21 protein-coding genes, 2 tRNA genes and 1 pseudogene are annotated in these 24,335 nt (G+C 73.0%); 8 read left to right on the plus strand and 16 right to left on the minus strand.

The features are described 5' to 3' along the window. Window position 1: 1 nt before the first annotated feature. From I4I78_RS05320 to I4I78_RS05340, 5 genes are read right to left on the minus strand one after another with little or no spacing between them, the layout of a single operon-like run. Window positions 2-814, minus strand: a complete 813-nt coding sequence (locus tag I4I78_RS05320) for a xanthine dehydrogenase family protein subunit M (RefSeq protein ID WP_218610056.1) — start codon at window positions 812-814, stop codon at window positions 2-4. Beyond that, on the minus strand, window positions 811-3,150 hold the full coding sequence (locus tag I4I78_RS05325) for a xanthine dehydrogenase family protein molybdopterin-binding subunit (RefSeq protein ID WP_218610057.1): 2,340 nt from the start codon (window positions 3,148-3,150) through the stop codon (window positions 811-813). Before I4I78_RS05325 ends, I4I78_RS05320 begins: the two co-directional genes overlap by 4 nt. Continuing rightward, window positions 3,147-3,911 carry an SDR family NAD(P)-dependent oxidoreductase gene (locus tag I4I78_RS05330; RefSeq protein ID WP_218610058.1) on the minus strand — a complete coding sequence of 255 codons (765 nt, stop codon included), beginning with the start codon at window positions 3,909-3,911 and terminating at the stop codon, window positions 3,147-3,149. Before I4I78_RS05330 ends, I4I78_RS05325 begins: the two co-directional genes overlap by 4 nt. Window positions 3,912-3,925: 14 nt before the next feature. Further along, window positions 3,926-4,726, minus strand: a complete 801-nt coding sequence (locus tag I4I78_RS05335) for an MBL fold metallo-hydrolase (protein ID WP_218610059.1) — start codon at window positions 4,724-4,726, stop codon at window positions 3,926-3,928. A 32-nt stretch (window positions 4,727-4,758) separates the two neighbouring features. Continuing rightward, window positions 4,759-6,312, minus strand: a complete 1,554-nt coding sequence (locus tag I4I78_RS05340; protein ID WP_218610060.1) for a class I adenylate-forming enzyme family protein — start codon at window positions 6,310-6,312, stop codon at window positions 4,759-4,761. A gap of 161 nt (window positions 6,313-6,473) precedes the next feature. On the opposite strand from I4I78_RS05340, the gene I4I78_RS05345 reads away from it, so the two are divergent. Both I4I78_RS05345 and I4I78_RS05350 read left to right on the plus strand, forming a co-directional pair. Beyond that, window positions 6,474-7,040: a TetR/AcrR family transcriptional regulator gene (locus tag I4I78_RS05345; RefSeq protein WP_308251914.1), complete on the plus strand. Its 567-nt coding sequence runs from the start codon at window positions 6,474-6,476 to the stop codon at window positions 7,038-7,040. Then, window positions 7,037-7,621: a TetR/AcrR family transcriptional regulator gene (locus I4I78_RS05350; protein ID WP_218610062.1), complete on the plus strand. Its 585-nt coding sequence runs from the start codon at window positions 7,037-7,039 to the stop codon at window positions 7,619-7,621. Before I4I78_RS05345 ends, I4I78_RS05350 begins: the two co-directional genes overlap by 4 nt. 4 nt (window positions 7,622-7,625) lie before the next feature. Here the strand turns inward: I4I78_RS05350 and I4I78_RS05355 are convergent, their stop codons facing one another. After that, window positions 7,626-8,675 (minus strand): YdcF family protein, encoded by a 1,050-nt coding sequence (locus tag I4I78_RS05355; protein WP_218610063.1) that lies wholly within the window; start codon window positions 8,673-8,675, stop codon window positions 7,626-7,628. A 228-nt stretch (window positions 8,676-8,903) separates the two neighbouring features. Between I4I78_RS05355 and I4I78_RS05360 the strand changes: the two genes are divergently transcribed. Both I4I78_RS05360 and I4I78_RS05365 read left to right on the plus strand, forming a co-directional pair. Then, window positions 8,904-9,719, plus strand: coding sequence for a crotonase/enoyl-CoA hydratase family protein (locus tag I4I78_RS05360; RefSeq protein WP_218610064.1), 816 nt, complete (start codon window positions 8,904-8,906; stop codon window positions 9,717-9,719). Between the two features lie 68 nt (window positions 9,720-9,787). Next, complete coding sequence (locus tag I4I78_RS05365; protein WP_218610065.1) at window positions 9,788-11,233, plus strand: NAD(P)/FAD-dependent oxidoreductase; 1,446 nt, start codon at window positions 9,788-9,790, stop codon at window positions 11,231-11,233. Between the two features lie 26 nt (window positions 11,234-11,259). On the opposite strand, the gene I4I78_RS05370 is transcribed toward I4I78_RS05365, so the two are convergent. Further along, the gene (locus tag I4I78_RS05370) at window positions 11,260-11,658 is read right to left on the minus strand and encodes a molybdopterin-binding protein (RefSeq protein ID WP_218610066.1); all 399 of its coding nucleotides are present in this window, start codon (window positions 11,656-11,658) and stop codon (window positions 11,260-11,262) included. Window positions 11,659-11,727: 69 nt separating this feature from the next. Continuing rightward, window positions 11,728-12,348, minus strand: coding sequence for a hypothetical protein (locus tag I4I78_RS05375; protein WP_218610067.1), 621 nt, complete (start codon window positions 12,346-12,348; stop codon window positions 11,728-11,730). 235 nt (window positions 12,349-12,583) lie between these two features. Here I4I78_RS05375 and I4I78_RS05380 point away from each other — a divergent pair, with 235 nt between their 5' ends. Further along, window positions 12,584-14,200: a GMC oxidoreductase gene (locus I4I78_RS05380; protein WP_218610068.1), complete on the plus strand. Its 1,617-nt coding sequence runs from the start codon at window positions 12,584-12,586 to the stop codon at window positions 14,198-14,200. 37 nt (window positions 14,201-14,237) lie between these two features. Here I4I78_RS05380 and I4I78_RS05385 read toward each other — a convergent pair whose 3' ends face one another. Further along, a complete protein-coding gene (locus I4I78_RS05385) occupies window positions 14,238-15,053 on the minus strand; it encodes an alpha/beta fold hydrolase (protein WP_218610069.1) in 816 nt (271 codons plus the stop codon). Window positions 15,054-15,089: 36 nt separating this feature from the next. Continuing rightward, window positions 15,090-16,592, minus strand: a complete 1,503-nt coding sequence (locus I4I78_RS05390) for an NAD(P)/FAD-dependent oxidoreductase (protein ID WP_218610070.1) — start codon at window positions 16,590-16,592, stop codon at window positions 15,090-15,092. A gap of 143 nt (window positions 16,593-16,735) precedes the next feature. Between I4I78_RS05390 and I4I78_RS05395 the strand changes: the two genes are divergently transcribed. Both I4I78_RS05395 and I4I78_RS34175 read left to right on the plus strand, forming a co-directional pair. Continuing rightward, window positions 16,736-18,478: a sigma-54-dependent Fis family transcriptional regulator gene (locus I4I78_RS05395; protein ID WP_218610071.1), complete on the plus strand. Its 1,743-nt coding sequence runs from the start codon at window positions 16,736-16,738 to the stop codon at window positions 18,476-18,478. Window positions 18,479-18,645: 167 nt separating this feature from the next. After that, window positions 18,646-18,837, plus strand: a pseudogene (locus I4I78_RS34175) (oxidoreductase); the annotation flags it as partial. A gap of 53 nt (window positions 18,838-18,890) precedes the next feature. On the opposite strand, the gene I4I78_RS05405 reads toward I4I78_RS34175, so the two are convergent. The 4 genes from I4I78_RS05405 to I4I78_RS05420 all read right to left on the minus strand — a co-directional run bounded on the left by I4I78_RS05405 (window position 18,891) and on the right by I4I78_RS05420 (window position 21,965). Beyond that, window positions 18,891-18,966 (minus strand) — tRNA-Arg (locus I4I78_RS05405). Between the two features lie 55 nt (window positions 18,967-19,021). Beyond that, window positions 19,022-19,111: transfer RNA gene (locus tag I4I78_RS05410), tRNA-Ser, on the minus strand. Between the two features lie 72 nt (window positions 19,112-19,183). Further along, complete coding sequence (locus I4I78_RS05415; protein WP_218610072.1) at window positions 19,184-21,187, minus strand: acetoacetate--CoA ligase; 2,004 nt, start codon at window positions 21,185-21,187, stop codon at window positions 19,184-19,186. A gap of 82 nt (window positions 21,188-21,269) precedes the next feature. Further along, window positions 21,270-21,965, minus strand: coding sequence for a dienelactone hydrolase family protein (locus I4I78_RS05420; protein WP_218610073.1), 696 nt, complete (start codon window positions 21,963-21,965; stop codon window positions 21,270-21,272). A 60-nt stretch (window positions 21,966-22,025) separates the two neighbouring features. On the opposite strand from I4I78_RS05420, the gene hisC reads away from it, so the two are divergent. Next, window positions 22,026-23,078: a histidinol-phosphate transaminase gene (hisC, locus tag I4I78_RS05425; protein WP_218610074.1), complete on the plus strand. Its 1,053-nt coding sequence runs from the start codon at window positions 22,026-22,028 to the stop codon at window positions 23,076-23,078. Window positions 23,079-23,160: 82 nt separating this feature from the next. On the opposite strand, the gene I4I78_RS05430 is transcribed toward hisC, so the two are convergent. Beyond that, window positions 23,161-23,442, minus strand: coding sequence for a GlsB/YeaQ/YmgE family stress response membrane protein (locus tag I4I78_RS05430; protein WP_218610075.1), 282 nt, complete (start codon window positions 23,440-23,442; stop codon window positions 23,161-23,163). 286 nt (window positions 23,443-23,728) lie between these two features. Next, window positions 23,729-24,335: response regulator transcription factor (locus tag I4I78_RS05435; RefSeq protein ID WP_218610076.1), on the minus strand; the 607-nt coding region annotated here is incomplete at its 5' end.

A 24,335-nucleotide genomic window follows, 5' to 3' on the forward strand; every position in this document is an offset into this window, starting at 1 on the left:
CTCACTCCTCCACTCCCGTCCGCACGAGCGCCCGGCGGACCATCTCGGCGGCCATCGCGCGCCGGAACGGAACGGACCCGTGCAGGTCGGCGGTCGGTTCGATCTCCTCCGACGCGGCCCGTGCCGCGTCGCGGGCGGACCCGCCCCCGGCCAGGACCTCCTCCGCGGCGTGCGCGCGCATCGGCGCCGCGGACACCCCGCCCAGGGTGACCCGCAGCTCGTCGCCGAACTCGGTGACCACGGCCGTGACCAGCGCGAAGTCGCCATGGCGGCGCGCGAACTCGGCGAACCCCCAGCGCGAGGGCCGCGGGAAACGCACCGAGGTGATCATCTCGTCGTCAGCGAGCGAGGTCGTCATCATGCCGGTGAACAGCTCCGCCGCGTCGAGCTCGCGGACCCCGTCCGGCCCGGCCACGGACACGGTCGCACCGGTCGCCACGGCGACGACCGGCAGCTCCGCGGACGGGTCGGCGTGGGCGAGGCTGCCGCCCGTGGTGCCGCGGGTGCGGATCGCGGTGTGCCCGATCCAGCTCGCCGCCTCGGCCAGCAGCGGGTGGTCGGGCTGGGCCTGCAGAAGCGCGTGCCGGGCGAGCGCGCCGACCCGGACCGCGTCGCCGTCGGTCTCGACCGAGGACAGGCCGGGGACCCGGTTGACGTCGACGAGCACCGACGGCCGGGCCATCCGCATGGCCATCACCGGCACCAGGCTCTGCCCGCCGGCCAGGATCTTCCCGTCGCCGCCGGCCTGCCGCAGCGTCGTCACGACCTCGCCGACACCGGCCGGGCGGACGTAGTCGAACGGGGCGCACTTCATGCCCGGACCTCCTGCGCGTGCAGCGCCTCCCAGACCCGCGACGGTGACACCGGCAGCGTGTCGATCTCGATCCCGAGCGCGTCGTGCACGGCCCCGGCCAGGACCGCGTTCGGGCCGAGCGTGCCGCCCTCGCCGACCCCGCGGACCCCGAGCGGGTTCGCCGCGGGCCGCGAGACGTGCCCGATCACCATCTCCGGGATCTCGGCGCTGGTCGGCATCAGGTAGTCCAGCAGGGTGCCGGTCGAGAGGTTGCCGTCGGTGTCGTAGACGAGGTGCTCGTAGAGCGCGCCGCCGATGCCCTGCGCGATCGAGCCGGCGATCTGGCCGTCCACGATCTGCGGGTGCATCGCCCGTCCGGCGTCCTCGACGCAGACGTAGGACAGGATCGTCAGCTCCCCGGTCGTCCGGTCCACCTCGACGGCCGCGACCTGTGCGCCGGCAGCGAACGCGCCGCGGATCGGGTCGTAGAACCGCGTCGCCTCCAGGCCCGGCTCGATGCCCTCGGGCAGCCGGTGGGACTCCAGGTAGGCGACGCGCGCGACCTCGGCCACCGAGATCCGCGGTTCCGCCTCGCCGACGACCGAGATCCGTCCGTCGACGACGCGCAGGTCGTCGACGGAGGCCTCGAGCAGCCCGGCGGCCAGGTCGAGCAGCTTGGCCTGCACCGCCTGGGCGGTCCGGTGCGCGGCCCCGCCGCCGATCACGGCCTGCCGCGAGGAGAACGCGCCGAAGCCCCACAGCGAGGCGTCGGTGTCGCCGATCCGGACGTCGACGTCGTCGTAGGTGACGCCGATGCCGTCGGCGACGATCTGCGCCACGGTCGTCTCCAGTCCCTGGCCCTGCGAGGTGACGCCGGAGAACACGGTGACCCGGCCGTCCGCGTTGATCCGCACCGTGCACGCGTCGTGCCCGGTCCGGAACGGCATCCGGGGCCCGGCGCTGGCGGCCCGGCCGAGGCCGGTGAGCTCGTTGTAGAGCGCGACGCCGATCCCGATCGGCGCCTCCCCCGCGGCCCGGCGCCGCTCCTGCTCGGCACGCACCGACGGGTAGTCGATCAGGTCGAGGGCCTTGTCCAGGCACTCCGCGTAGTGCCCCGAGTCGTCGACCAGCCGCGACGGCATCTTGTAGGGGACGTCCTCGGGCATGATCACGTTGCGGCGCCGGATCTCGACCGCGTCCAGCCCGAGCCGCGCGGCGGCGGAGTCGAACATGGCCTCCATCGCGTACACGCTCGCCGGGCGGGCGACACCGCGGTAGGGCCCGGACGGCGCGGTGTTCGTCGCGACGCCGCGCACCGTGGCGCGGTAGTGCGCCAGCCTGTACGGCCCGGACAGCAGCCCGCCCGCCATCAGCGGCTCGATCCCGGCCGTCCACGGGTACACCGAGTAGGCGCCGACGTTGCAGGTCACGTCCGCGTCGATCCCCAGCAGCGTGCCGTCGCCGTCGAACGCGGCGCGCATCCGGTAGCGGTGGTCGCGGGCGTGGGTGGCGGCGAGCAGGTGCTCGGCGCGGTCCTCGGTCCACTTCAGCGGCACGCCGGGCATGGCGCGCGCCATCAGGCACAGCGCGACGTCCTCCGGGTAGAGCACGGCCTTGACGCCGAACCCGCCGCCGACGTCCGGGGCGATCACCCGGACGTTGCCCTCCGGCAGGTCCATCAGCTCGGCGATCATGTTCCGGACGATGTGCGGCACCTGGGTGCCGTTCCAGAACGTCAGCCTGCGGTCGGCGGCGTCCCACACGGCGACGCCGGCGCGGCACTCCATCGGGTTGCCGGAGTGCCGGTTGGTGACCAGGTCCCGCTCCACCACGACGGCGGCGCCGGCGAACGTCTCGTCCACCTCGCCCGCGGTGAACGTGCGCTCGAGCAGCACGTTGTCCGGCGCCTCGGCATGCACCGGTTCCTCCGGCGGCTCCCAGGCGCAGACGGTCGGCGGCAGCGGGTCGTAGTCGATCTCGACGAGCTCGCACCCGTCCTCGGCGCGGTAGCGGTCCGCCGCGACGACCGCGGCCACCGGCTCCCCCGCGAAGCGGACCTTCCCGTGTGCGAACACGGGCTGGCCGGTCTCCACGTAGGAGGGCAGCGCGGACTGCGCACGCAGCTCGACGTCGGCGAAGTCGGCTCCGGTGAACACCCGGACGCCGGTCCCGACCGCCTCCGAGGTGTCCACACCGGTGATCCGGGCGTGCGCCACCGGGCTGCGCAGGAACGCGACGTGCCGCATCCGGGGCAGCTCGAGGTCGGTGACGAACCGGCCGTGCCCGGTGACCAGGCGCTGGTCCTCCTTGCGGCGGACGCTCCGTCCCAGGCTCCCGGTGGTGGGCTCCCCGCTCACGGCATCGCGTATCCGCCGTTGACGGACACGATCTGGCCCGTCGTCCAGGAGGAGAGCGGCGAGGCCAGCATCAGCACCATCGGCGTGACGTCGTCCGGGTGCCCGAAGCGGCGCAGCGGGTACATCGCGAGGACCTTCTTCATCTGCTCCGCCTCCGGGGTGCCGGCGTGGGCGTCGAAGTTGTCGGTGCGGACCAGCGCCAGCGACACCGCGTTCGCCCGGATCCCGAACCGGGCCAGCTCCTTGGCCAGCGACCGGGTCAGCCCGACGGTGGTCGAGCGGGCCGTCGCGGTGACCAGCAACCCGGACTCCCCGACCCGCCCGGAGTCGCCCATCAGGTTGACGATCGACCCCGCCTTCCGTTCGGACATCCTCGTGGCGACGGCGTGCGTGAGCTGCAGCGTTCCAGTCACCGTGACGTCGATCTGCGGCGCCCAGTCCTCCGGAGTGGACTCCAGGAAGCGCTGCTTGCGCGTCACCGCCGAGTTGTTGACCAGCACCCCGATCGGGCCCAGCTCCGACTCCACGCGCTCGACGAGCGTCGCCACGTCGCCCGCGTCGCGGGTGTCGCCACCGACCGCGATCGCCTTCACCCCGAGCTCGGCGGCCTCGGCCGCGGCCTTCTCCGCGCCCTCGCCGGAGGAGTGGTGGTGGAACGCGACGTGCGCGCCCTCGGCCGCGAACGCCAGCCCGATCGCCCGGCCCAGCCCCTGTCCGGCCCCGGTGACCAGCACCGTCGTTCCCGCCAGCTGCAGATCCATGTCCGTTCCTCTCCTCAGACCGACCGGAACGTGCGGTGGCCGCCGGTCGTCACGACCCGGCCGAAGCGCAGGTCCGGGAAGTGCGCGCCGACCACCAGGTCGGAGGTGTCGGCAACCTCGTCGGCGAGCGCGTTGCGCACGGCGCTCGCGGCGACCGGGTCGACGTCGAACACGGCCTCCCAGTCGCGCTCGGCCAGCTCCACCACCGAGTGCACGACGTCACCGAGCAGCAGCGCGCGCTCGTCACCGTCGGAGACGACGTAGACCGTCGAGCCGGGCGTGTGCCCCGGCGTGTGCCGCGTGCTCAGGCCCGGGGCCAGCGCGACGTCGTCGGTGAACGTCTCCAACCGACTCTCCAGCGGGGAGAGCTTGCGGACGGCGCCGGGCTCGGCGTCGGCCGACTCCACGAAGTGCGCCCAGTCGTCGGCGTGCACCCGGTAGGTGGCGCCCGGGAACACGACCTCGCCCTTGCGGGTGGCCCAGCCGACGTGGTCGAAGTGCAGGTGCGTGAACACGACGTCGGTGACGTCGTCGGGCGCGACACCGTGCCCGCGCAGCGAGTCCAGGAACCCGCCGCCGACATACTTGCCGTTGTCGATACCGCCGACACCGACGTCGACCAGCACGACCCGGTCGCCGGTCCGGACGAGGAACCCGCCCAGCGGCATGTGCAGCACGCCGTCGCCGTCGACCTGGTCGGCGTGACACGACCAGGCCTCGTCCCCGGGCACGCCGGGGCGGCTCAGGACCTCCGTGGCCACCTCGTGCCCCGTGCCGTCCCGCACGGGCAGGATCTCGACCGCACCGATCCGCACCGGCCCACCTCCACTAACGCTCATTAGTCACTCTAGCCCGACGCCACCTGGTCCCGCAGCCGGAACCGGAGGATCTTCCCGGACCCGGTGCGCGGGATCGCCCCGACCTCGACCAGCCGGGCCGGGACCTTGAACGACGACAGCCGCTGCCGGGCCCCGGCCAGCACGGCGTCGTGGTCGAGCGGGCCGGGCCCGCGCGGCACGACGAACGCGACCGGCACCTCGCCGAGGTGCTCGTGCGGAACCCCGACGACGGCGGCGTCGGCCACCGCGTCCATCCCCAGCAGGGCGTCCTCCACCTCGGCCGGGTAGATGTTCTCCCCGCCGCGGATGATCAGCTCCTTGGTCCGGCCGCTGATCCGCAGGTAGCCGTGCCCGTCGCGGCGGGCCAGGTCGCCGGTGCGGTACCAGCCGTCGACGATCGCGGCCGCCGTCGCGTCCGGCAGGTGGTGGTAGCCGGGCGTGACGTTCGGGCCCTGCACCCAGATCTCGCCCTCCTCGCCCGGGAGCACGTCGCGCAGCGTGGCCGGGTCGACCAGGCGCACGGTCAGGCCGGGCAGCGGCAACCCGCAGGAGCCCATCACCCGCTCGCCGGTCGGCCAGTTCATGGTGACCATCGTCGAGGTCTCGGTGATCCCGTAGCCGTCGAGCAGCGGCACCGAGAACGCCGCCTCGAAGCGCTCGTTGACCGCGGCGGCCAGGATCGCCCCGGCCGAGATGCACATCCGCAGCCCCGGAGCGTCGAGGGTCTCCAGCCGGTCCACCAGGTAGTGGAACATCGTCGGGACGCCGGGCAGCACCGTCACGTCGCCCTCGGGCCCGCCGGTGAGCCGCTCCGCGACGTCGTCGACGGAGAACCGGGGCAGGATCCGCTCGCTGGCCCCGACCGCGGCCACGCCGAGCACGCACAGCACCAGCGCGTAGGAGTGGAACAGCGGCAGCGGCGAGAGCAGCACGTCGTCCGGGCCGATCCCGATCGGCGCCCAGCACGCCGCGACGACCCAGAAGCAGCCGCGCTGGGTCAGGTACACGCCCTTGGGACGGCCGGTGGTGCCGGAGGTGTAGAGCATCCAGGCGGTGTCGTCGAGGCCGAGGCAGTCGCGCGGTCCCTGCGCCGCGGGCGCCGCGACCAGGTCGGCGTAGGCGATCTCGCGCGGCTCGACCCCCTCCGCCGGTACGCCCCCGACCACGACGACCGCCAGCAGGTCCGCGCCGGAGGCCAGCCCGCGTACGACGTCGAGGTGCTCGGCATCGGTGATCACGACGCGCGCCCCGCTGTCGCCCAGCACGTGCTCGACCTCGGTGACCGGCGACGCCGGGTTCACGCAGACCGCCACCGCACCCGACCGCGGAACGGCCAGGTAGGACTCGGCGACCTCGACCCGGTTGTTCAGGTAGAGCAGCACCCGGTCGCCGCGCTCGACGCCGGCCTCCTGCAGGTGCCCGGCCAGGCGCGCCGTGGTGCCGGAGAGCTCGGCGTAGGTGATCGTGCGGACGTCGTCGACGAACGCGGTCCGGTCCGGTCGCCCGGCCGCGTGACCGGCCAGGATCTCGTGCACCGGCCGGATGTACTCGGTACGCAGCACCGTCGCCCTCCCTCGATCCCCGTCGACCGCGGCTGGAGCCGTCCAGCTAGCTAACGCTCATTCGTCTGGCGAACGTAGCGACGCGTCCCCGCCTCGCGCAAGGGCCGGGCATGCGCGGGCACGCGGCTAGGGTGATCCGCATGTGCCCGGCAAGGCCTGCGGTGACCAGGGAGACGGTGCTCGACCAGGCCCTGACGCTGTTCGCCGAACGCGGCTACCACGGGACCCCGCTGAGCGAGATCGCCGAGGCGCTCGGCATCCGCACGCCGAGCCTCTACAACCACATGGGCTCCAAGCACGAGCTGCTGGAGACGATCCTGACCCGGACCCTGGACGAGGTGCTCGCCGACTTCGCCGCGGCCGTGCGCGACGTCGACGGGCCGGCCGCGCGGCTGCACGCCGCGACCCGTGTCTACGCCCTGCGCCACGCCACGCACCGGCGCGAGGCCCTGGTCGTCAACCGGGACACCACCAGCCTCGACGAGCCGGACCTGTCCCGGGTCCGGGAGCGTCGCCGCGAGCACGAACGCGCCGTCCGGGCGATCATCATCGACGGCGTCGGGACCGGCGGGTTCCAGGTCGGCGACCCGGCACTGGCCTCGTTCGCGATCCTGGAGATGAGCGTCAGCATCGCCCGCTGGTTCCGCGACGACGGGCCCCGCACGGCCGAGCAGGTCGCCGACGAGTTCGCCGGGTACGCGCTGCGGATCGTGCGGTACCGGCCGTGACCCGCGCCCCTCTGACCGGCGAGTCCGTGCTGGATGCGGCCCTGACCCTGTTCGCCGAACGCGGCTACCACGGCACCGCGCTGAGCGAGATCGCCGGCGCGCTCGACGTCCGCACACCGAGCCTCTACAACCACATGCGCTCCAAGCACGACCTGCTGCGCACGCTCGTCGAACGCACGGTGACCGGCGTCCTCGCCGACTTCCGCACCGCCGTCGACGGCCGCACCGACCCGATCGACCGGCTGCACCACGCGACCCTGGTCTACGCCCGCCGGCACGCCACCCACCGCCGGGAGGCGATCGTGGTCAACCGGGACACCGGCAGCCTCGACGAGCCGCACCGCAGCGCCATGCAGGACCTGCGCCGCGCCCACGAGCACGGCCTGCGCGAGATCATCACCGACGGCGTGCGCACCGGCCGGTTCGCCGTCGACTCCCCCGCGCTGGCCTCGTTCGCGATCCGCGAGATGTGCGTGAGCATCGCGCGCTGGTTCCGCGACGACGGCCCGGTCGGTCCGGACCAGGTCGCCCGCGAGTACACCGAGTTCGCCCTGACGATCGTCGGGGTCGGGCGGGTCTGAGCGATCAGCCCGCGGCCAGGACCACCGCCAGCGGCAGCGGGACCGCTACCAGCACCAGCAGCACGGCGTTGACGACGCGGTACTCGCGCAGGATCGCGACGAACTCCCGGAGCACCGCGCTCGGCCAGTAGTAGCCGGCGGTCGGGGCTCCGACGGCCTGCGCGTCGACACCCAGCCGTCGCGCCAGCAGCGCGGCCCGGAGCACGTGGTAGTTGCTGGTGACGATCAGCCCGGTGCCCGCTCCGACGTCGGCACCGGCCTCGGCGCGGACCAGGGCGTCGCTGAGGCGCAGGTTCTGCTCGGTGTTGCGGGACGCGGTCTCGGCCCGCAGCGAGTCCGGCTCGGCGCCGTGCCCGCGTGCCCACCCGGCCATCGCCTCCCCCTCCGCGAGCCGCTCGTCGCCGCCCTTCCCGCCGGACATGACCAGCAGGCGGGCCCCGCGACGGGCGAACTCGGCCAGCCCCGTGCGGATCCGGGACGCCAGCAGCGGTGGCACCTCGCTGCCGTGCAGCCCGGACCCCAGCACCACCACCCAGTCGACGGGCCGGTCGCGCACGAGCCACACGTAGAGCCGCGCGTACCCCAGGTACGCGACGAACTGGAAGGACAGGAACAGCACCCCGAGGAAGCACACCAGCCAGCCGGCCCGTGCCCACAGCGAGTCCCCGAGCACCGCCGGGACGGCGACCGCGAACAGGCCGAGGATCAGCAGCCCGAGCAGCAGCGACAACGAGTTGCCCGCGCTGACCCGCTCCCGGCGCAGCATCACCAGCCCGTTCAGGATCAGGAACACGGCGAACACGACCGCGAGCAGCGGCGAGAGCACGGCCAGCACGATGCCGGTGGCCAGCACCGGGTTGCCGCCGGCGACGCCCAGGACGCCGGGGACGTTGCCGACCATCAGTGCCGAGGCGAGCAGCCAGTAGGAGTTGCCCAGCCGCCGCGGCTCGCTGCGGATCCGTCGCACGGTGACCAGGCAGAGCACCACGGTAAGCGCCAGCGGGACGGCGACGAGCAGGGCGTAGAGCGCGAGCGACACAGCGGTTTCGGACATCACACTTCACGGCGGTCGACGGGGAGGTGGTGGGCGGGGGCGGCACCTCAGGGCTCACATCTTGCTCGCCAGCCGCACCCGGCCGGGCACCGTGGCCGCCGTTCCACTCCATCGTGGACGGTATGTCGAGGGCGGCCGGCCCCGGTGCGGCTCCCGCCGCCCCGGTTAGCCTGCGGCGAGAACCTGCCCGGCGGCACACCGCCGGGCCACCGGCGGGAGGAGACGATCATGGGTGAGCCGACGACGCTCGCGGTCGAGACGGCGGACGGGGTCGCGCAGCTGCGCCTGGACCGTCCGGCCGCGGCCAACGCGATGAACCGGGCGATGTGGTTCGAGCTGCGCGACACGGTGCGCGCCCTGGACGCCGACCCGTCGGTGCGGGTCGTGGTGATCTCCGGGAACGGCCGCAACTTCTGCTCCGGGATCGACCTGGAGATGCTCGGCGGGCTGCGCGAGGCCGCGGGCGGCGACTCCCGTGGGCACGGATCCGACGAGCTGCGCCGGGTCGTCCTCGACCTGCAGGACTGCCTCACCAGCGTGGAGAGGTGCCGCAAGCCGGTGATCGCCGCCGTGCACGGCGTGTGCATCGGCGCGGGGCTCGACCTCGCCGTCGCCTGCGACCTGCGCTACGCCTCCGAGGACGCGAGGTTCGTGCTCAAGGAGGTGGACATGGGCCTGGCCGCCGACGTCGGCGTGCTGCAGCGGCTGCCCCGCATCGTCGGCGAGGGCGTCGCCCGCGAGATGGCCTACACCTGCCGCGCGGTCGGCGGCACCGAGGCCGCGCAGCTGCGCCTGGTCAACGAGGTCCTCCCGGACGCCGACGCGCTGCGGGAGCGTGTCGCGGCGCTGGCCGCCGAGCTGGCGGCGAAGTCCCCGCTCGCGCTGCGCGGCACCAAGCACGCCATCACCTACGCCCGTGACCACTCGGTGGCCGACGGTCTCGAGCAGATCGCGACCTGGAACGCCGGCACGCTGATCTCCGCGGACCTGGAGGAGGCACTGGCCGCCTTCGCCGGGAAGCGGCCCGGCCGCTACCGGGACTGAACCCGGCATCCGAACTCGATGGCGCCGCCCGGTGGCGCGGTGCACCCTCGACACCGGGGGTGACACGGATGGACATCACGATCGTCGGTGGCGGCGCCGCCGCGCTGATGACCGCGCTGCTCGCGGCGCGCGACGGTCACCGGGTCACCGTCCTCGAACGCGACACGCTGCCACGGCAGGCGACCGGCGAGGACGCCGCGGCCTCGGCGTTCCGCGGCAGCGCACCGCAGGTCGTCCAGCCGCACGTGCTGCTCTCGCTGTTCCGGCTACTGATGCGCGAGCACCTGCCCGACGTGTACCGGGACCTCCTCGCGGCGGGTGCGGTCGAGTCGGACCTGGCGGCGCAGATGCCTCCCGCGCTCACCGAGCGCGCCGTCGGCCCGGACGACGACCGCTTCACCATGCTGCTCACCCGCCGCTCCACCGTGGACTGGGTTCTCGGCCGCGCCGCGCGCGCCGAGCCCGGCGTCACGCTGCGGACCGGGGCGACCGTGCGCGGCCTGCTGACCGGCCCGGGCGCCCGGGGCCCTGCCGGGCCGCGCGTCGTCGGGGTGGGCACCGACGTCGGCGACCTGCGGTCCGACGTGGTCGTGGACGCGTCCGGACGCCGGACCCGGATCGACCGGTGGCTGGCCGCGATCGGCGCGCGCGCACGGCCGGCACGGTCCGCGGAGTGCGGTGTGGCCTACTTCAGCCGGCACTACCGGCTCCGCACCCGGAGCGGGCTGCCGGCCCGTCCGGACAACCGCACGATCCTCGCGCTCGACGAGTTCACCGTCGGGGTATGGGGCGCGGACAACGACACGATGGTGGTCGGGATCTGTCCGCTGACCGAGGACACGCGCTTCCGCCGCGTGCGTGACCCGCGCGTGTTCACCGAGGTCCTGCGGACGGTGGCCCCCTTCCGTGGCTGGCTCGACGTGATGGACCCGATCAGCGACGTGTTCCCGATGGCCGGCCTGCACAACACGATGCACCGGCTGGTCGCGGACGGGGCACCGCTCGCGCCCGGCCTGCACGCCGTGGGGGACAGCGTGTGCACCACGAACCCGACGCTGGCCCGCGGGCTCGGGGTCGGCCTGCGCGGCGCCCTGGACCTGGTCGAGGTCCTCGCCGAGCACCCGTCGGACCCGGTCGCCCGCGCGCTCGCGGCGGACCGTGCGGTCACCGAGCACGTCGAGCCGTACTACCTGGACCAGGCTCGGATCGACGCCGAACGCCTCCGCCGGGTGCGCGCGAACCTGGCCGGGCGACCGCCCCGGTCCCCCGCCGCGCCGGCCGGACCGGCCCCGTCCGTGGACCGGGTGGGTTTCGGGGAGCTGGCCGCGACGGCGCCGCACGACGCGTCGCTGTTCCGGTCCCTGACCACCGTGAAGGGCATGCTCGCCCGCCCGGACGACGTCTACACCGACCCCGCGGTCGTGCGCCGGGTCCGCGCCGTGCTGGACACCCACGGGGGCACCCCGGGGATCGCTCAGCCCGACCCCACGGCTCTGCACCGCGCCCTCCGCTGACGATCTCCCCCGGAGCGAGGGCACCGTCAGCGGCCGGGCGTCTCCACCACGACGTTGGTCGACTTGATGACCGCCACGGCGAGCTCGCCCGGGGCCAGACCGAGCTCGTTGACCGCCTCGGTGCTCATCAACGACACCACCCGGTGCGGCCCGCACTGGATCTCCACCTGCGCCATCACGGTGTCCGCGATCACCGAGGTGACCAGGCCGACCATCCGGTTGCGGGCCGAGGACCGGATCGACGACTTCTCGCCGGGCAGGGTGGCGTGCTCACGGCTGAACGTGGCCAGGTCGACGCCGTCGATCACCTTGCGGTTCGACGCGTCGGTGCGCACCGACAGATGCCCCTGGTCGACGTAGCGGCGCACCGTGTCGTCACTGACGCCGAGCAGCTCCGCCGCGTAGGAGATCCTGAACATCGCCACCGCGCCGATGCTAGGACCACCGGCGACCGCGCCGGACCTCGGCCCGGCCGAAGTGCACTCCGGCCGGCGTCAGAGGACCGTCCACAACGTCTCGAAGTCGATCACCCGGTTGCGCCGCAGCATGAGCGCCCGCTCCACGGCGGCGAGGACGCCGGCCACGATCAGGGTGGTGGTGATCCAGCCCGGCATCTGGACCGGGGAGGTGAAGGTGCCGACGACCTCGGCGATCCGGTCGATGCGGGTGAGGAGCTCGAGCGCCTCCGGGACGGCCAGGACGAGGTTGACGAGCAGGATCGCGATCGCCAGCCACCCGATCACCCGGCTCAGGACGCGGTGACGGCGGTGCATCCGGCCGCGCCGGTACTCCAGGGTGCCGGGCACCGGGTCGAGACGCCGTTCCTCGCCCCCGTCTCCGACCAGGTGCATCCGCCGCACCCCGTACAGGGTGACGGCGACCTCGATCGTCGCACCGGGAACGGGGAACGACGCCGGCATGTCGGCCTTCGCCTGCCGGCGCCCGTCGACGTAGAGCTCGGCGCGCCCGTCGTCGCGGGTCCCGTCGATCTCGACCGTGTAGGTGGCCCGCGCCCCGCCGGGCCCGGGATGGTCGACGGCGTAGAGGTGACGGTGCAGGACCTCCCGGCGCCGGAGCGGCCGCAGCGGCTTCCCCCTGCTGGTGACGACGTCCATGGTTCCTCCGACGGGTTTCGCGGTGTCGTTCCCTGGCACCAGCTGACGCCATGCCGCCGGGGCACACTCAACTGCGCCTCGAGCACATGTGACACATATCTCACCGGAGACCGCGACGTCGCTCGCCCTCTCGGAGCTCGGCTGTCGGCAACCCTCAGTGAGGGTTCGTTTCAGTTATCCGGTAGAACTTCGGTGATCGAGATGGCCGAAGGTCCCCCGTCGGAAGGCGCCACGCATGGGCGAGCCGAACCTGTCCCGTCGCACGTTCGTCGTGGGAGCCGGAGCCGGACTGGCCCTCGCCGCCGGCGCCGCGTCGTCCGCGCTCGCCCCGGCCGCCCGGGCCGCCTCCGGCCCGGCGGTGAGTGAGCAGCGGCGCAGGGCCGTCGTGATCGGAACGGGCTTCGGCGGCGCCGTCACGGCGTTGCGGCTGGCCCGGGCCGGGGTGCCGACCCTGGTGCTCGAGCGGGGGATCCGGTGGCCGATCACGCCGGACGCCGAGACGTTCCCGCACATGTTCTCCCCGGACCGCCGCGCCGCCTGGCTGAGCCCGTCGACGGTGCTGACCGGGTCACCGCCGAGGTTCTGGAAGCCCTACACCGGGGTTCTCGAGAGGGTCCGCGGCGTCGGGATGGACGTGTTCTGCGGAGCCGGGGTGGGGGGCGGTTCGCTGGTCTACCACGGCATGACCATCCAACCCCGCGGTGACCACTTCGCGGCGTCGATGCCCTCGGTGCTCGACTACGACGCCTTCGACCGGGACTACTACCGCCGGGCCGCGGCCGTCCTCAAGCCGGAGCCGATCCCGGACGACGTCCTCGCCGCACCGTCCTACAGGTCCTCCCGGATGTTCCTCGACCGCGTGGCCGACAGCGGTCTCGAGCCCTACCGGGTGCCGATCCCGATGGACTGGGACGTGGCCCGGCGCGAGCTGCGCGGCGAGATCACACCCTCCTACACCACCGGTGACGTCCTGTACGGGGCCAACAACGGCGGCAAGAACACCGTCGACCGCACCTGGCTCGCCGAGGCCGAGGCGACCGGGCGGGTCGAGGTCGCCACCCTGCACCGCGTCGCCGACATCGAACGCGACCCCGCGGGCCGGTGGGTGGTGCACGTGGAGCGCATCACCACCGACGGCGACGTCGTCGAACGCATCCGGATCACCACCGACGCCCTGTTCCTCGGCGCCGGGTCCGCCGGCACCAGCCGGCTGCTGGTCAAGGCGCGGGCCAAGGACCTGGTCCCCGACCTGCCCGAGGGCGTCGGCGCCAACTGGGGCAACAACGGCGACCGGATCTTCAGCTGGACCCCGGTCGGCGACAGCCCCGGAGCGCTGCAGGGCGGGCCCGCGTGCGTCGGGGTCCGCGACTGGGACAACCCCGCCGGACCGATCACCATCGTCAACGGCGGCGTGCCGTTCCCGACCGACGTCGGGACCACCAGCGTCATCGGCTTCTCGATCGTCGAACCCCGCGGCGTGTTCCGCTACGACCCGGTCGCCGACGACGCGAAGCTGCACTGGAGCCAGACCTACGACGCGCAGCAGACCGCGGCCACCACGAAGCAGGTCCGGCGCATCCTCGGTGGCGGAAAGCTTGTGCAGGGCCTGGCCAACATCACGCTCGACACCAGCACCGTCGAGACCACGACCTACCACCCGCTCGGCGGTGCGACCATCGGCGACGTGTGCGACCCGCACGGCCGGGTCCTCGGCCAGCGCGGCCTCTACGTCAACGACGGTTCACTGATCCCGGGCAGCACCGGTGCCTGCAACCCGTCCCTGACCATCGCGGCGCTGGCCGAACGCAACATGGACGAGGTCGTCACCCACGACGTCGGCACCGTCTTCTGAGGACCGCCGGTTCCGAGGACTGCCGGGTCGTCGGGTCTCAGCGGGAGATCGGGTGCTCCCCCAGGAAGCCGGTGACGATCTTCGTGAGGTCCTCGGGACGCTCGACGTGCGTGCCGTGGCTCGACCCGGGTCCCGTCACGAGCTCGTAGCGTGCGCCCGGGATCGCGTCGGCCACCTTCTTCGCCTGCCACGGCGGGGTCAGCAGGTCCTGCTCCCCGACGACGACCAGCGTCGGCGCGGAGATGGCGCCGAGCCGGTCCAGCGAGTCGTGCGCCAGGTCGGCGTCCCACTGCTCGACCGTGACCTGCATCTGCTCCTCGTTCTGCGGGAACGCCGGCAGCAACGGCTCCAGCATCTGCGCGAAGTCCGGGTGGTCGAGCAGCTGCGGGGAGAACGCGAGACCGGACGTGACCAGCGCCGACTCCATGTCCCGGTGGACGTAGGGCAGCCGCAGCGCGCTGAGCACCGCCCGCTGGAAACCGTCGCTGCGGCCCCACGTCGCGTACAGCAGGGCGGAGGCGACCTGGTCGGGGTGGGCCAGCGCGAGCTCCTGCGCGGCCGCCGAGCCGAGTGACCAGCCGAGCACGTGCGCGCGGGGTACCTCGAGCGCCTCCAGCAGCGCGGAGGCGTCCTCGGCGAGCGATGCCACGCTGATCGGGCCGGTGCCGCGGTCGCTGCCGCCGAGGCCGCGGTTGTCGAACGCGATCACCTGGTGGGTCTGGGCGAGGCGCGACGCCAGCTCGGCCCACAACGCGATCGAGCCGGACGTTCCCATGATCAGCAGCAGCGGCTCGCCGCTGCCGCTGATCTCGTAGTTCAGCGTGGTTCCGGTGCGGACGGAGATGCGGGGCACGGTGGTTCTCCCGGGGAGGTGAAGGGAAAGGAGGTGTTACCGGTACCGGAGGCCGTCGTCGAGGTCGGCCTCGGGGAGTGCGACGCGGTCGTGGTCGTGTTCGTGCATGTGGGTCCACGGCTCGCGGTCGCCCTGGCGGAACATCCGGTCCTGTGAGCGTTGGACGTATCCGGGGTTGAAGTTGTCCAGGTCGCTCCAGGGCAGCCGCGGCATGTCCTCGTCCCCGGGGCGCAGCGCCGGCACGACGGTGGTCGCTCCCCGCTCGGCCATCCGCTCGAACAGGCGGCCGACGAGGTCGTTGATCAGGTCGACCCGCAGCGTCCAGCTGTGCCGGAAGTAGCCGAACGCGTACGCCATGTTCGGCACACCGCTGATCATCATCCCGCGCCAGGTGACGCGGCTCGCGAAGTCGACCGGCTCGCCGTCCACGGTGAACGGGATGTCGCCGAACACCGACAGGTTGAAGCCGGTGGCGGTGACGACGACGTCGGCCTCGAGCACCTCGCCCGAGGAGACCTGGACACCCTTCTCGGTGAACTCGCTGATCGTGTCGGTGACCACGGAGGCCTTGCCCTCGCGCATGGACGCGAAGAAGTCGCCGTCCGGGACGAACGCGATCCGTTGCTGCCACGGCCGGTAGCTCGGGGTGAAGTGCTTCTCGACGTCGGTGCCCTCGGGCAGGAGTGGCCGGATCGTCTCGACGAGGAACTCGTGCAGCTGGTCCGGGTCGTCACGACCCGTCGTGGCCAGCCAGTCGAGCTGCTGGACGTACTGGCGACGGAGGATCTCGTGCGTCCAGTCCGGCGGTAGGTCCAGCGGCTCCAGCATGGTTGCGAGCTCGTGCACCGTGGGAGCGGGGAACCAGTACGACGGCGAGCGCTGCAGCGTCGTCACGTGCTCGGCGGTCCCGGCCAGCGCGGGCACCAGGGTCGCCGCCGTCGAGCCGGAACCGATGACCACGACCCGCTTGCCCGCGCAGTCGAGGTCGTCCGGCCAGAGCTGCGGGTGCACGACAGTGCCCTCGAACCGCTCCGTGCCGGGCCACTCGGGCGTGTAGGGCTCGTCGTGGTTGTAGTAGCCCTGGCACATCCAGAGGAACGAGGCGGTGAGCCGCAGCCGCTCGCCGGTGTCGGTCCGGACGACCTCGGCGGTCCAGCGGGCGTCGTCGGACGACCACTGCAGCGCCGTCACCCGGTGGTCGTAGCGGATCCGGCCTGCGAGATCGTCCTCCTCGATGACCTCGTCGAGGTAGTCGAGGATCGCGCCGCCTGCGGCGATGGACGCTCCGCGCCACGGCTTGTGCCGGTAGCCGTAGGTGAACAGGTCGCTGTCCGAGCGGGCGCCCGGGAAGCGGTGCGTCCACCACGTCCCGCCGCGTGCGTCCTGCGCCTCGAGGATCGCGAAGCTGCGGTCGGGGAACTCCGTGCGCAGCCGGTGGGCGGCGCCGATGCCGGACACACCGGCCCCGATGATCAGGACGTCGAGGTGCTCGTTCTCACTGCTGCGTTGTTCCTGATCGGCCGTGGCGGCACGGGTCATGGGCCGTTCTCCCTGGGTCGACGATGACGGGACGCACCGACGGTAGGCCGGGCGGCCGGGGTCGGCCCTGTCCCAACATCGGACGGTTCCGTGCTTGACCGCCGGTCGCCTAGTGTGAGTGCGACCACAGGGAGGTGCCGTGCATGGGTGACGTCCTCGCTCGTCGCAGGCTCCTGGCTTCCGCCCGCGCGCGGCTCCTGGACCGACCCGACGCCGACCTGCCCGGGATCCCGGACCACGTGGCGGCCTCCTGGCGCCGGAGCCTCGCCCGCGGCGTCGACCCGGAGCTGGTGGCCAACCGGCACCACCCGGACCTGGACGTGGACTCCCGGCTGGTGCGGTGCGCCCGTCCGGTGATCGAACAGCTGGCCGAGCAGATCGCGGGCGTCCCGGTGTGCGTCGTGCTCACCGACGAGCGGGCCCGCCTGCTCGTCCGGCTGGACACCGCGGCGTCGATCGGGCGGGCCGCGGACGACAACCGTTTCGCCGAGGGGTTCGGGTACGACGAGGCCGCGGTGGGCACCAACGGGGTCGGCACCGTCCTCGAGTCCGGCGGACCGGTGCACGTCGTGGGCGCCGAGCACTTCGTCGAGCCGCTGCAGTCCTACGCCTGCGCCGGCGCACCGGTGCGCGACCCGTTCACCGGGCGGATCGAGGGCGTGCTCGACGTCAGCTGCCGGGCCGAGCACTCGTCGCCGATCCTGCACTCGGCGGTCACCTCGGCGGCCGCGCGTATACAGGACGCCCTGCTGCACGACCGGGACACCGGCCAGCAGGCACTGTTCGACCTCTACACCCGGGTCGAGGCCCGCTCCCGGCGCGCGGTACTCGCGGTCGGCAGGCGGACGGTGCTGGCGAACACCGCGCTGCACACCCTGCTCGAGCCGCGTGACCTCGCCGCGCTGCAGGACCACGCCCGGTTCCGGATGCATCGCGGCCCCGACGTCGACGACCGTCTCGACCTGCCCTCCGGGGTCCGGGTCCGGATGCGCGGCGCCAGTGTCACGGTCGGCACCACGGTGGCCGGGCTGGTCGCGGTGGTCTCGGTATCGGCCGAGGCCGGCGGCGGCGCGCTGTCCCGCGGGGCGCCGGACCCCCGATCGGTGCCGGCGAGCACCAGCCCCGCCTGGCGCGTGGCGTGGACCGCGGCGGCCGATGCGGTCCGCGCCGGGACGCCGCTGCTGGTCGTCGGTGAGACCGGGAGCGGCCGCCGCAGGCTGCTCGCCGACCTGGACCGCGCGCTGCACGGTCCGGGCCGGGTCGTCGAGGTCGGGCCCGCCGACACCGGCGAGGACCCGGCGGACCGGATCCGGCGTTCCGGACCGTCGCCGCTGGTCGTGCTGGCCGACGTCGACCGGTGGGACGGGGTCCCGCCGGGCCTGCCCGGTGCGCTGCGCGCATCCCGGGCACGGCTCGCGGCGACCGCCGCGGACCACGCGCGGCGCGGGGCCGACGTCGCCGAGCTGCTCGCCGGCGTCCGGCGCTCGGTGACGGTGCCACCGCTGCGGAACCGGTCGGGTGACCTCCCGTCGCTGGTGACCGACGTGCTGGCCGACCTCGCACCCGGCCGCGACGCCCGGCTGTCCACGGAGGCGCTGCGCACGCTGGCCCGGCACGGGTGGCCGGGCAACGTCGCGGAGCTGCGGGACGCGCTGGCCACGGCGCTGCGCAGGCGCCCGGTGGGGATGTTGGGCGTCGGCGACCTGCCCGAGTCCTGCCAGAGCGCTCCGCGGGGCGCGCTGCGCCCGGTCGACGAGGCCGAACGCGACGCGATCGTGGTGGCGTTGCGCGAGTCGGACGGGAACCGCGCGGCCGCCGCCGCGGCGCTGGGCGTGGCCCGCTCGACGCTCTACCGCAAGATCGCGCAGTACGGCATCACGGCCTGAGTGTCCGTGGCGCCGGACGCTACGTCGCCACGCGGTGGGCGAGTACGTCGTCCATGTGGGTCTCGGCGACGCCACGGGCCCCCGACCCGGCTCACGTCGCTCACGCCGAGACCACGACGGCGCGTCGACCCCGAGGACGTCGAGGTTGTCGTGCGCGGCGCGGCGGAGGCGGATTCACCCCGCTGCAGTCCTCGACGCTCGAGTCCGTGGCCGCGCGTCTCGACGCGACCCCGATGTCGGTGGCGCTCGCCTGGCTGCTCCACCGGTCGCCGAACATCCTGCTGATCCCGGCCGCCGGGCGGCGTCCCGCCACCTCCGGTGCCGACGTCGAGTACCCGTCCGCCGCGTGCCGACCCTGACCGACGAAAAACCCCCGGTGGATCGCGGTACAAGCGATCTACCAGGGGTTATGTGGTGCGCCCGAAGGGATTCGAACCCCTAACCTTCTGATCCGTAGTCAGATGCTCTATCCGTTGAGCTACGGGCGCATGTCTTCAGTTGTGCTGACGCCGCCACACCCCGGAGGATCCGGCCGCGCCAGTGCGGAGGCTCCGGGATTTGAACCCGGGATGGGGGGTTACCCCAAACCGCATTAGCAGTGCGGCGCCATAGACCAGACTAGGCGAAGCCTCCCCGGTGCCTCACGGCCACCAGCGAAGCCAAGAGTACACACCGGGATCGATCGGTCTCGACCCGGGGCCGGGGTCAGCGTCCGGCCATGTCGAGGAACGGCGTCAGGGAGTCGGGGTTCTGCAGCGCGCCGGTGCTGACCGCCTTCTCGGGCGCGGTGCCGGCCAGGATCTTCTTCACCGGCACCTCGCACTTCTTGCCGTTCAGGGTGCGCGGCACGGCATCCACGACGATGAACCGGTCCGGGACGTGACGCGGTGACAGCTCCTTACGCAACGCCTTGCGCAGCTGCGGCTCGACCTCCTCCAGCGACGCGCCGGGCCCGAGGACCAGGAAACAGAGCAGCGAGCCCTCCTCCTTCGCGCCCAGCGCCGTCGTGTCGATCACCAACGAGTCCGCGACAGCGTCGAACGCCTCGACCACCGCGTAGAAGTCCGCGGTGCCCATCCGGACCCCGCCGCGGTTGAGCGTGGAGTCCGAACGGCCGTAGATCACATAGGAGTTCCGCGGGGTGCGCCGGACCCAGTCGCCGTGACGCCACCGGCCGGGGAAGTCCTCGTAGTAGGCCTCCCGCAACCGTGAGCCGTCCGGGTCGTCCCAGAACATCACCGGCATCGACGGCATCGGGGTGGTGATCACCAGCTCGCCGACGTCGTCGAGCAGGTCGGCGCCGTCCTCACCCAGCGACCGGACGTCGGCGCCGAGCGCGGCACACGAGAGCTCTCCGAGCCAGACCGGCACCGTCGGGGCGGAGCCCAGGAACGCCGCGCAGACGTCGGTGCCGCCCGAGACCGAACAGATCTGGATGTGCGCACCCGCCGCGTCGGCGATCCACCGGAAACCCTCCGACGACAACGGCGCACCCGTCGAGCCGAGCGCCGCCATCGACGACAGGTCGTACTCGTCGCCGGGGCGCAGGCCGGCCTTGAGGCAGGACTGCACGTAGGGCGCGGACACCCCGAACAGCTTGACCCGGTGCTTCGCGGCCAGCTTCCAGAGCGCGCCCAGGTCAGGGTGGCCGGGGCTGCCGTCGAACATCACGATCGTCGCCCCGACGAGAAGGCCCCCGATCAGGAAGTTCCACATCATCCAGCCGGTGGTGGTGAACCAGAAGAACCGGTCACCGGGGCCGAGCCCCTGCTGCAGCCGCATCGCCTTGAGGTGCTCGAGCACGATGCCGCCGTGCCCGTGCACGATCCCCTTGGGCAGCCCGGTCGTCCCGGAGGAGTAGAGCACCCACAACGGGTGGTCGAACGGCACGGCGGTGAACTCCAGCGGCGCGTGCTCGGCGGTGAACTCCGCCCACGGCGTCGTGCCCTCCAGCGTGGCGTCGGGGTCGAGGTAGCCGACCAGGACGGTCTCGCGCAGGCTCGGCATCTGCCCGGCCAGGGTGGCGACGTTCTCGCGGATGTCGTAGGCCTTGCCGCCGTAGCGGTAGCCGTCCACCGCCACCAGCACGGCCGGCTCGATCTGGGCGAACCGGTCGTGCACCGCGCGGGCGCCGAAGTCGGGGCTGCACGACGACCAGATCGCGCCCAGACTCGCCGCGGCCAGGAACGCGACCAGCGTCTCCACACAGTTCGGGGCCAGCGCGACGACCCGGTCGCCCCGCCCGACGCCGGCCCGCACCAGCCCGGCGCGGGCCCGTCCGACCTGCTCACGCAGCTCGGCGTGGGTGACCGTGCGCTCGACGCCGTCCTCCCGGACGAACTCGATCGCCACGTCCTCGTCGGCGCGCCCGGGGCCCGGGGTCAACGCGTGCTCGGCGTAGTTCAGCGTCGACCCGGGGAACCACTGCGCACCGGGCATCTCACGGGAGCCCAGCGTCGCCGTCGGCTTGTCGTGGAACAGCACCCCGGAGTACTCCGCCACCGCCGACCAGAAACCGTCCAGATCGCGGACCGACCACTCGTGCAGGGCCGCGTAGTCGGTGACGTCGGCGATCTCGACACCGCGCTCGTCACGGACCCACGCCGCGAAACGCGCGATCTCGGTGTCCGCGCCGGTGGCCGGGTCCGGTCGCCACACCGTCTCCGGATCGTCCGTCTCGACTGCGGTCCCGGTCTCTGCCGACGTCATGTGCCCACCTTCGCCGACGACGCGTCGCCGTGCCAGTGGTCTCCGCCGACCCGTCGCAGCTCACACCTCGTGCGCGGGCGCGTCAGCGCAAGTGGCTGTCGAACCAGTTCAGGACGCGCTGCCAGGCGTCGGCGGCGGACTCCTGGTCGTCGTCGAAGCGGTAGCCGGTGCTCGGGTACACGATCAGGTTCGTGGCCACGCCGGAACCGGCCGCGGCCTCGCGCAGCTTGTCCACGGCGGCGGGGTCGGTGGACTCGGAGTAGATGCCCAGCCACGGGCAGGTCAGCTCCGGGGCCGCGTCGACCAGGGCCGGGACGGTGCCCGCGGGCGCCTTCTCGATTCCCCCGCCGGCCACCGTGACGGCCGCGCCCAGCGTGCGGTTCGCGGCGACCAGCAGCGCGACCGTGCCGCCGAGGTCGAAGCCCAGCACGCCCATCCGGTCGCTGGGCACGTCGTGCTCGGCCAGCCAGCCGAACGCGGTGTCGCAGTCGCTCATGACCTGCTCGTAGTCCAGGCGCCCGACCTGGTCCGCGACCTGCGCGTCGTCGGTCTCGGCGCCCATCTCGTCGGCGCCGTCGCGGTGGTATAGGTGCGGGGCCACGGTGAGCCAGCCGTCCCCGGCGATACCGGAGACCAGGCCACGGACCGAGTCGGTGACGCCGCGGGCCTCGTGCAGCACCACCACACCGCCGCGGACCGGCCCGTCCGGGTCGGCGATCGTCAGGCGCAGCTCGCTGCCGTCCACCAGCGGCACGGTCTCGGTGCGGATCTCGGTCATGCACCGAGCCTGTCAGAGTGCCCGGACCCGGGTCATCCCCCTGCGGCTACCGTGACCGACATGACGCTGATCCGCCCCGATCTGGACACCCTTCCGGCCTACGTGCCGGGCCGCACCGTCCCCGGGTCGATCAAGCTGGCCAGCAACGAGGTCGCCGACCCTCCCGCGCCCGCCGTGCTGGCCGCGATCGCCCGCGCCGCCGCCGACGGGAACCGCTATCCCGACCTGGGCGCGGTCGAGCTCACCGGCCGGATCGCCGCGCTCCACGACCTGGCCCCGGAGCGGATCGCCGTCGGCTGCGGCTCGGTGACCCTGTGCCAGCAGCTCGTGCAGGTCAGCTGCCTCGGGCCGGGGGACGAGGTGATGTTCCCCTGGCGCTCGTTCGAGGCCTACCCGATCGTCACCCAGATCGGCGGCGCGGACGCCGTGACGGTCCCGCTCGACGGTGGGTTCCGCCACGACCTGGACGCGATGGCCGCCGCGGTCACCGAGCGGACCCGGCTGATCTTCGTCTGCAGCCCGAACAACCCGACCGGGCCCGCGGTGCACCGCGACGAGTTCGAGCGCTTCCTGGCCGCGGTCGGTTCCGACGTCGTGGTCGCCCTGGACGAGGCCTACGCCGAGTACGTCACCGATCCGGACGCCGTGACCGGGCGCCCGCTGCTCGACGAGCATCCCAACCTGGTGGTCCTGCGCACGTTCTCCAAGGCCTACCGGATGGCCGGGCTGCGGGTCGGCTACGCGCTGACCTCCGCCGAGCTCGCGACGGCGCTGCGCAAGGTGTGCCCGCCGTTCAGCGTCAGCTCGGTGGCCCAGGCCGGCGCGATCGCGGCGATCGAGAACCGGGAGGAGATCCTGGCCGGCTGCGCGAAGGTGATCACCGAGCGGGACCGGGTGCGGGACGCGCTCCTCGCGGCCGGGTTCACGGTGCCGGCCAGCGAGTCGAACTTCGTCTGGCTCCCGCTCGGGGAGCGGAGCACGGCGTTCGCGGCACACTGCGTCGAGCACAAGGTCGTCGTGCGGCCGTTCCAGCCGGACGGGGTGCGGGTGACGATCAGCCGTCCCGAGGAGAACGACGCCCTGATCGCCGCCGCGAGCGCGTTCACCGGCTGAGAACAGCGCCGATCTCCGGCGCGGCGCACACGACGGCCCGGCCCCGCGACGTCGTCGGGGCCGGGCCGGGTGCGGATGCCGCCTAGTGCTTGGCGGTGACCATCCTCGGGTACAGCGCGGCGGCCGCGGCGACCGCGATGATGCCGACGACGATCTGCAGGACGATCTCCCAGAGGTTCCAGACGCCGGCGGTCCCGAGGCCGAAGGCCTGGGCCAGCAGCGTGCCGATGACCACACCGACGATGCCGGCGACGATCGTCAGCCACATCGGGATGGCCTGCTTGCCCGGCAGGATCAGCTTGCCGATCACGCCGATGATCAGACCGCCGATGATGATTCCGATGATCCAGAAGAACGTGCTCATGGTTCCCTCCTCATGCCGGCCGGTCCGAGATGCCGAACGGCTGAGGCGTGGATAGCACGGTACGCGGCTTTCGACACCGTTCTGCAGGCAATGACGCCCGAACAGTTATCCGACGGAGTCGTTCCGTCCACAATTCGTCACCCGTGCGGGTTACGCAGGCCTGACCTGCGGGTTCGATAACGCTCGGTGGTCACGCGGCAGGCGCACGGGCACTTTCGGGAAACGTCACCGGATGGCCTCCGGCCGTACCTCCGGCATTTCCGATCACCGATGATCGCCGAATGCCTCATCCCTCCAGTTGGTATCCCGCGCCGCGCACGGTGCGGATCCGTTCGGGACCGATCTTGCGGCGGAGGTAGGAGATGTAGACCTGCACCAGGTTCGCCGACACCGGCTCGGCCCACGCCTGCCCGGCGAGATCGTCGTGCGAGACGACCTCGCCCGGGCGGGCGAGCAGCGCGATCAGCAACGAGTACTCGGTCGGCGAGAGCGCGACCGGCCGGCCGTCCACCGAGACCTCGCCGTGGTCGATCTCCACCGCGAGCCCGCCGTGGCTGAGCACCATCGGCGCCGGGAGCCCGGCCGCGGCGCGCAGGCGCAGCCGGATCCGGGCGGTCAGCTCGTCGACCATGAACGGGCGCAGCAGGAAGTCGTCGCGGTCGCCGCGCAGCAGCCCGATCAGGGCGGCGCGGCGTTCGCGCGAGGTGATCGCGACGACCGGGGTCAGCGGGGCCTCGTTGTGCAGTGCGCCGAGTACGACGCCCGGGTCGGGGCCGGGTAGCTCCATGTCGAGGACGACGAGCGCAGCGGCGGCCGAGCGGATGCCGTCGAGCAGGCCGATGCCGTCGGAGACCGGGACGACGGCGACGCCGTCGGAGACGAGCTCCTGGCGC

Source organism: Pseudonocardia sp. KRD291, assembly GCF_019263595.1.
Taxonomy (GTDB): domain Bacteria; phylum Actinomycetota; class Actinomycetes; order Mycobacteriales; family Pseudonocardiaceae; genus Pseudonocardia.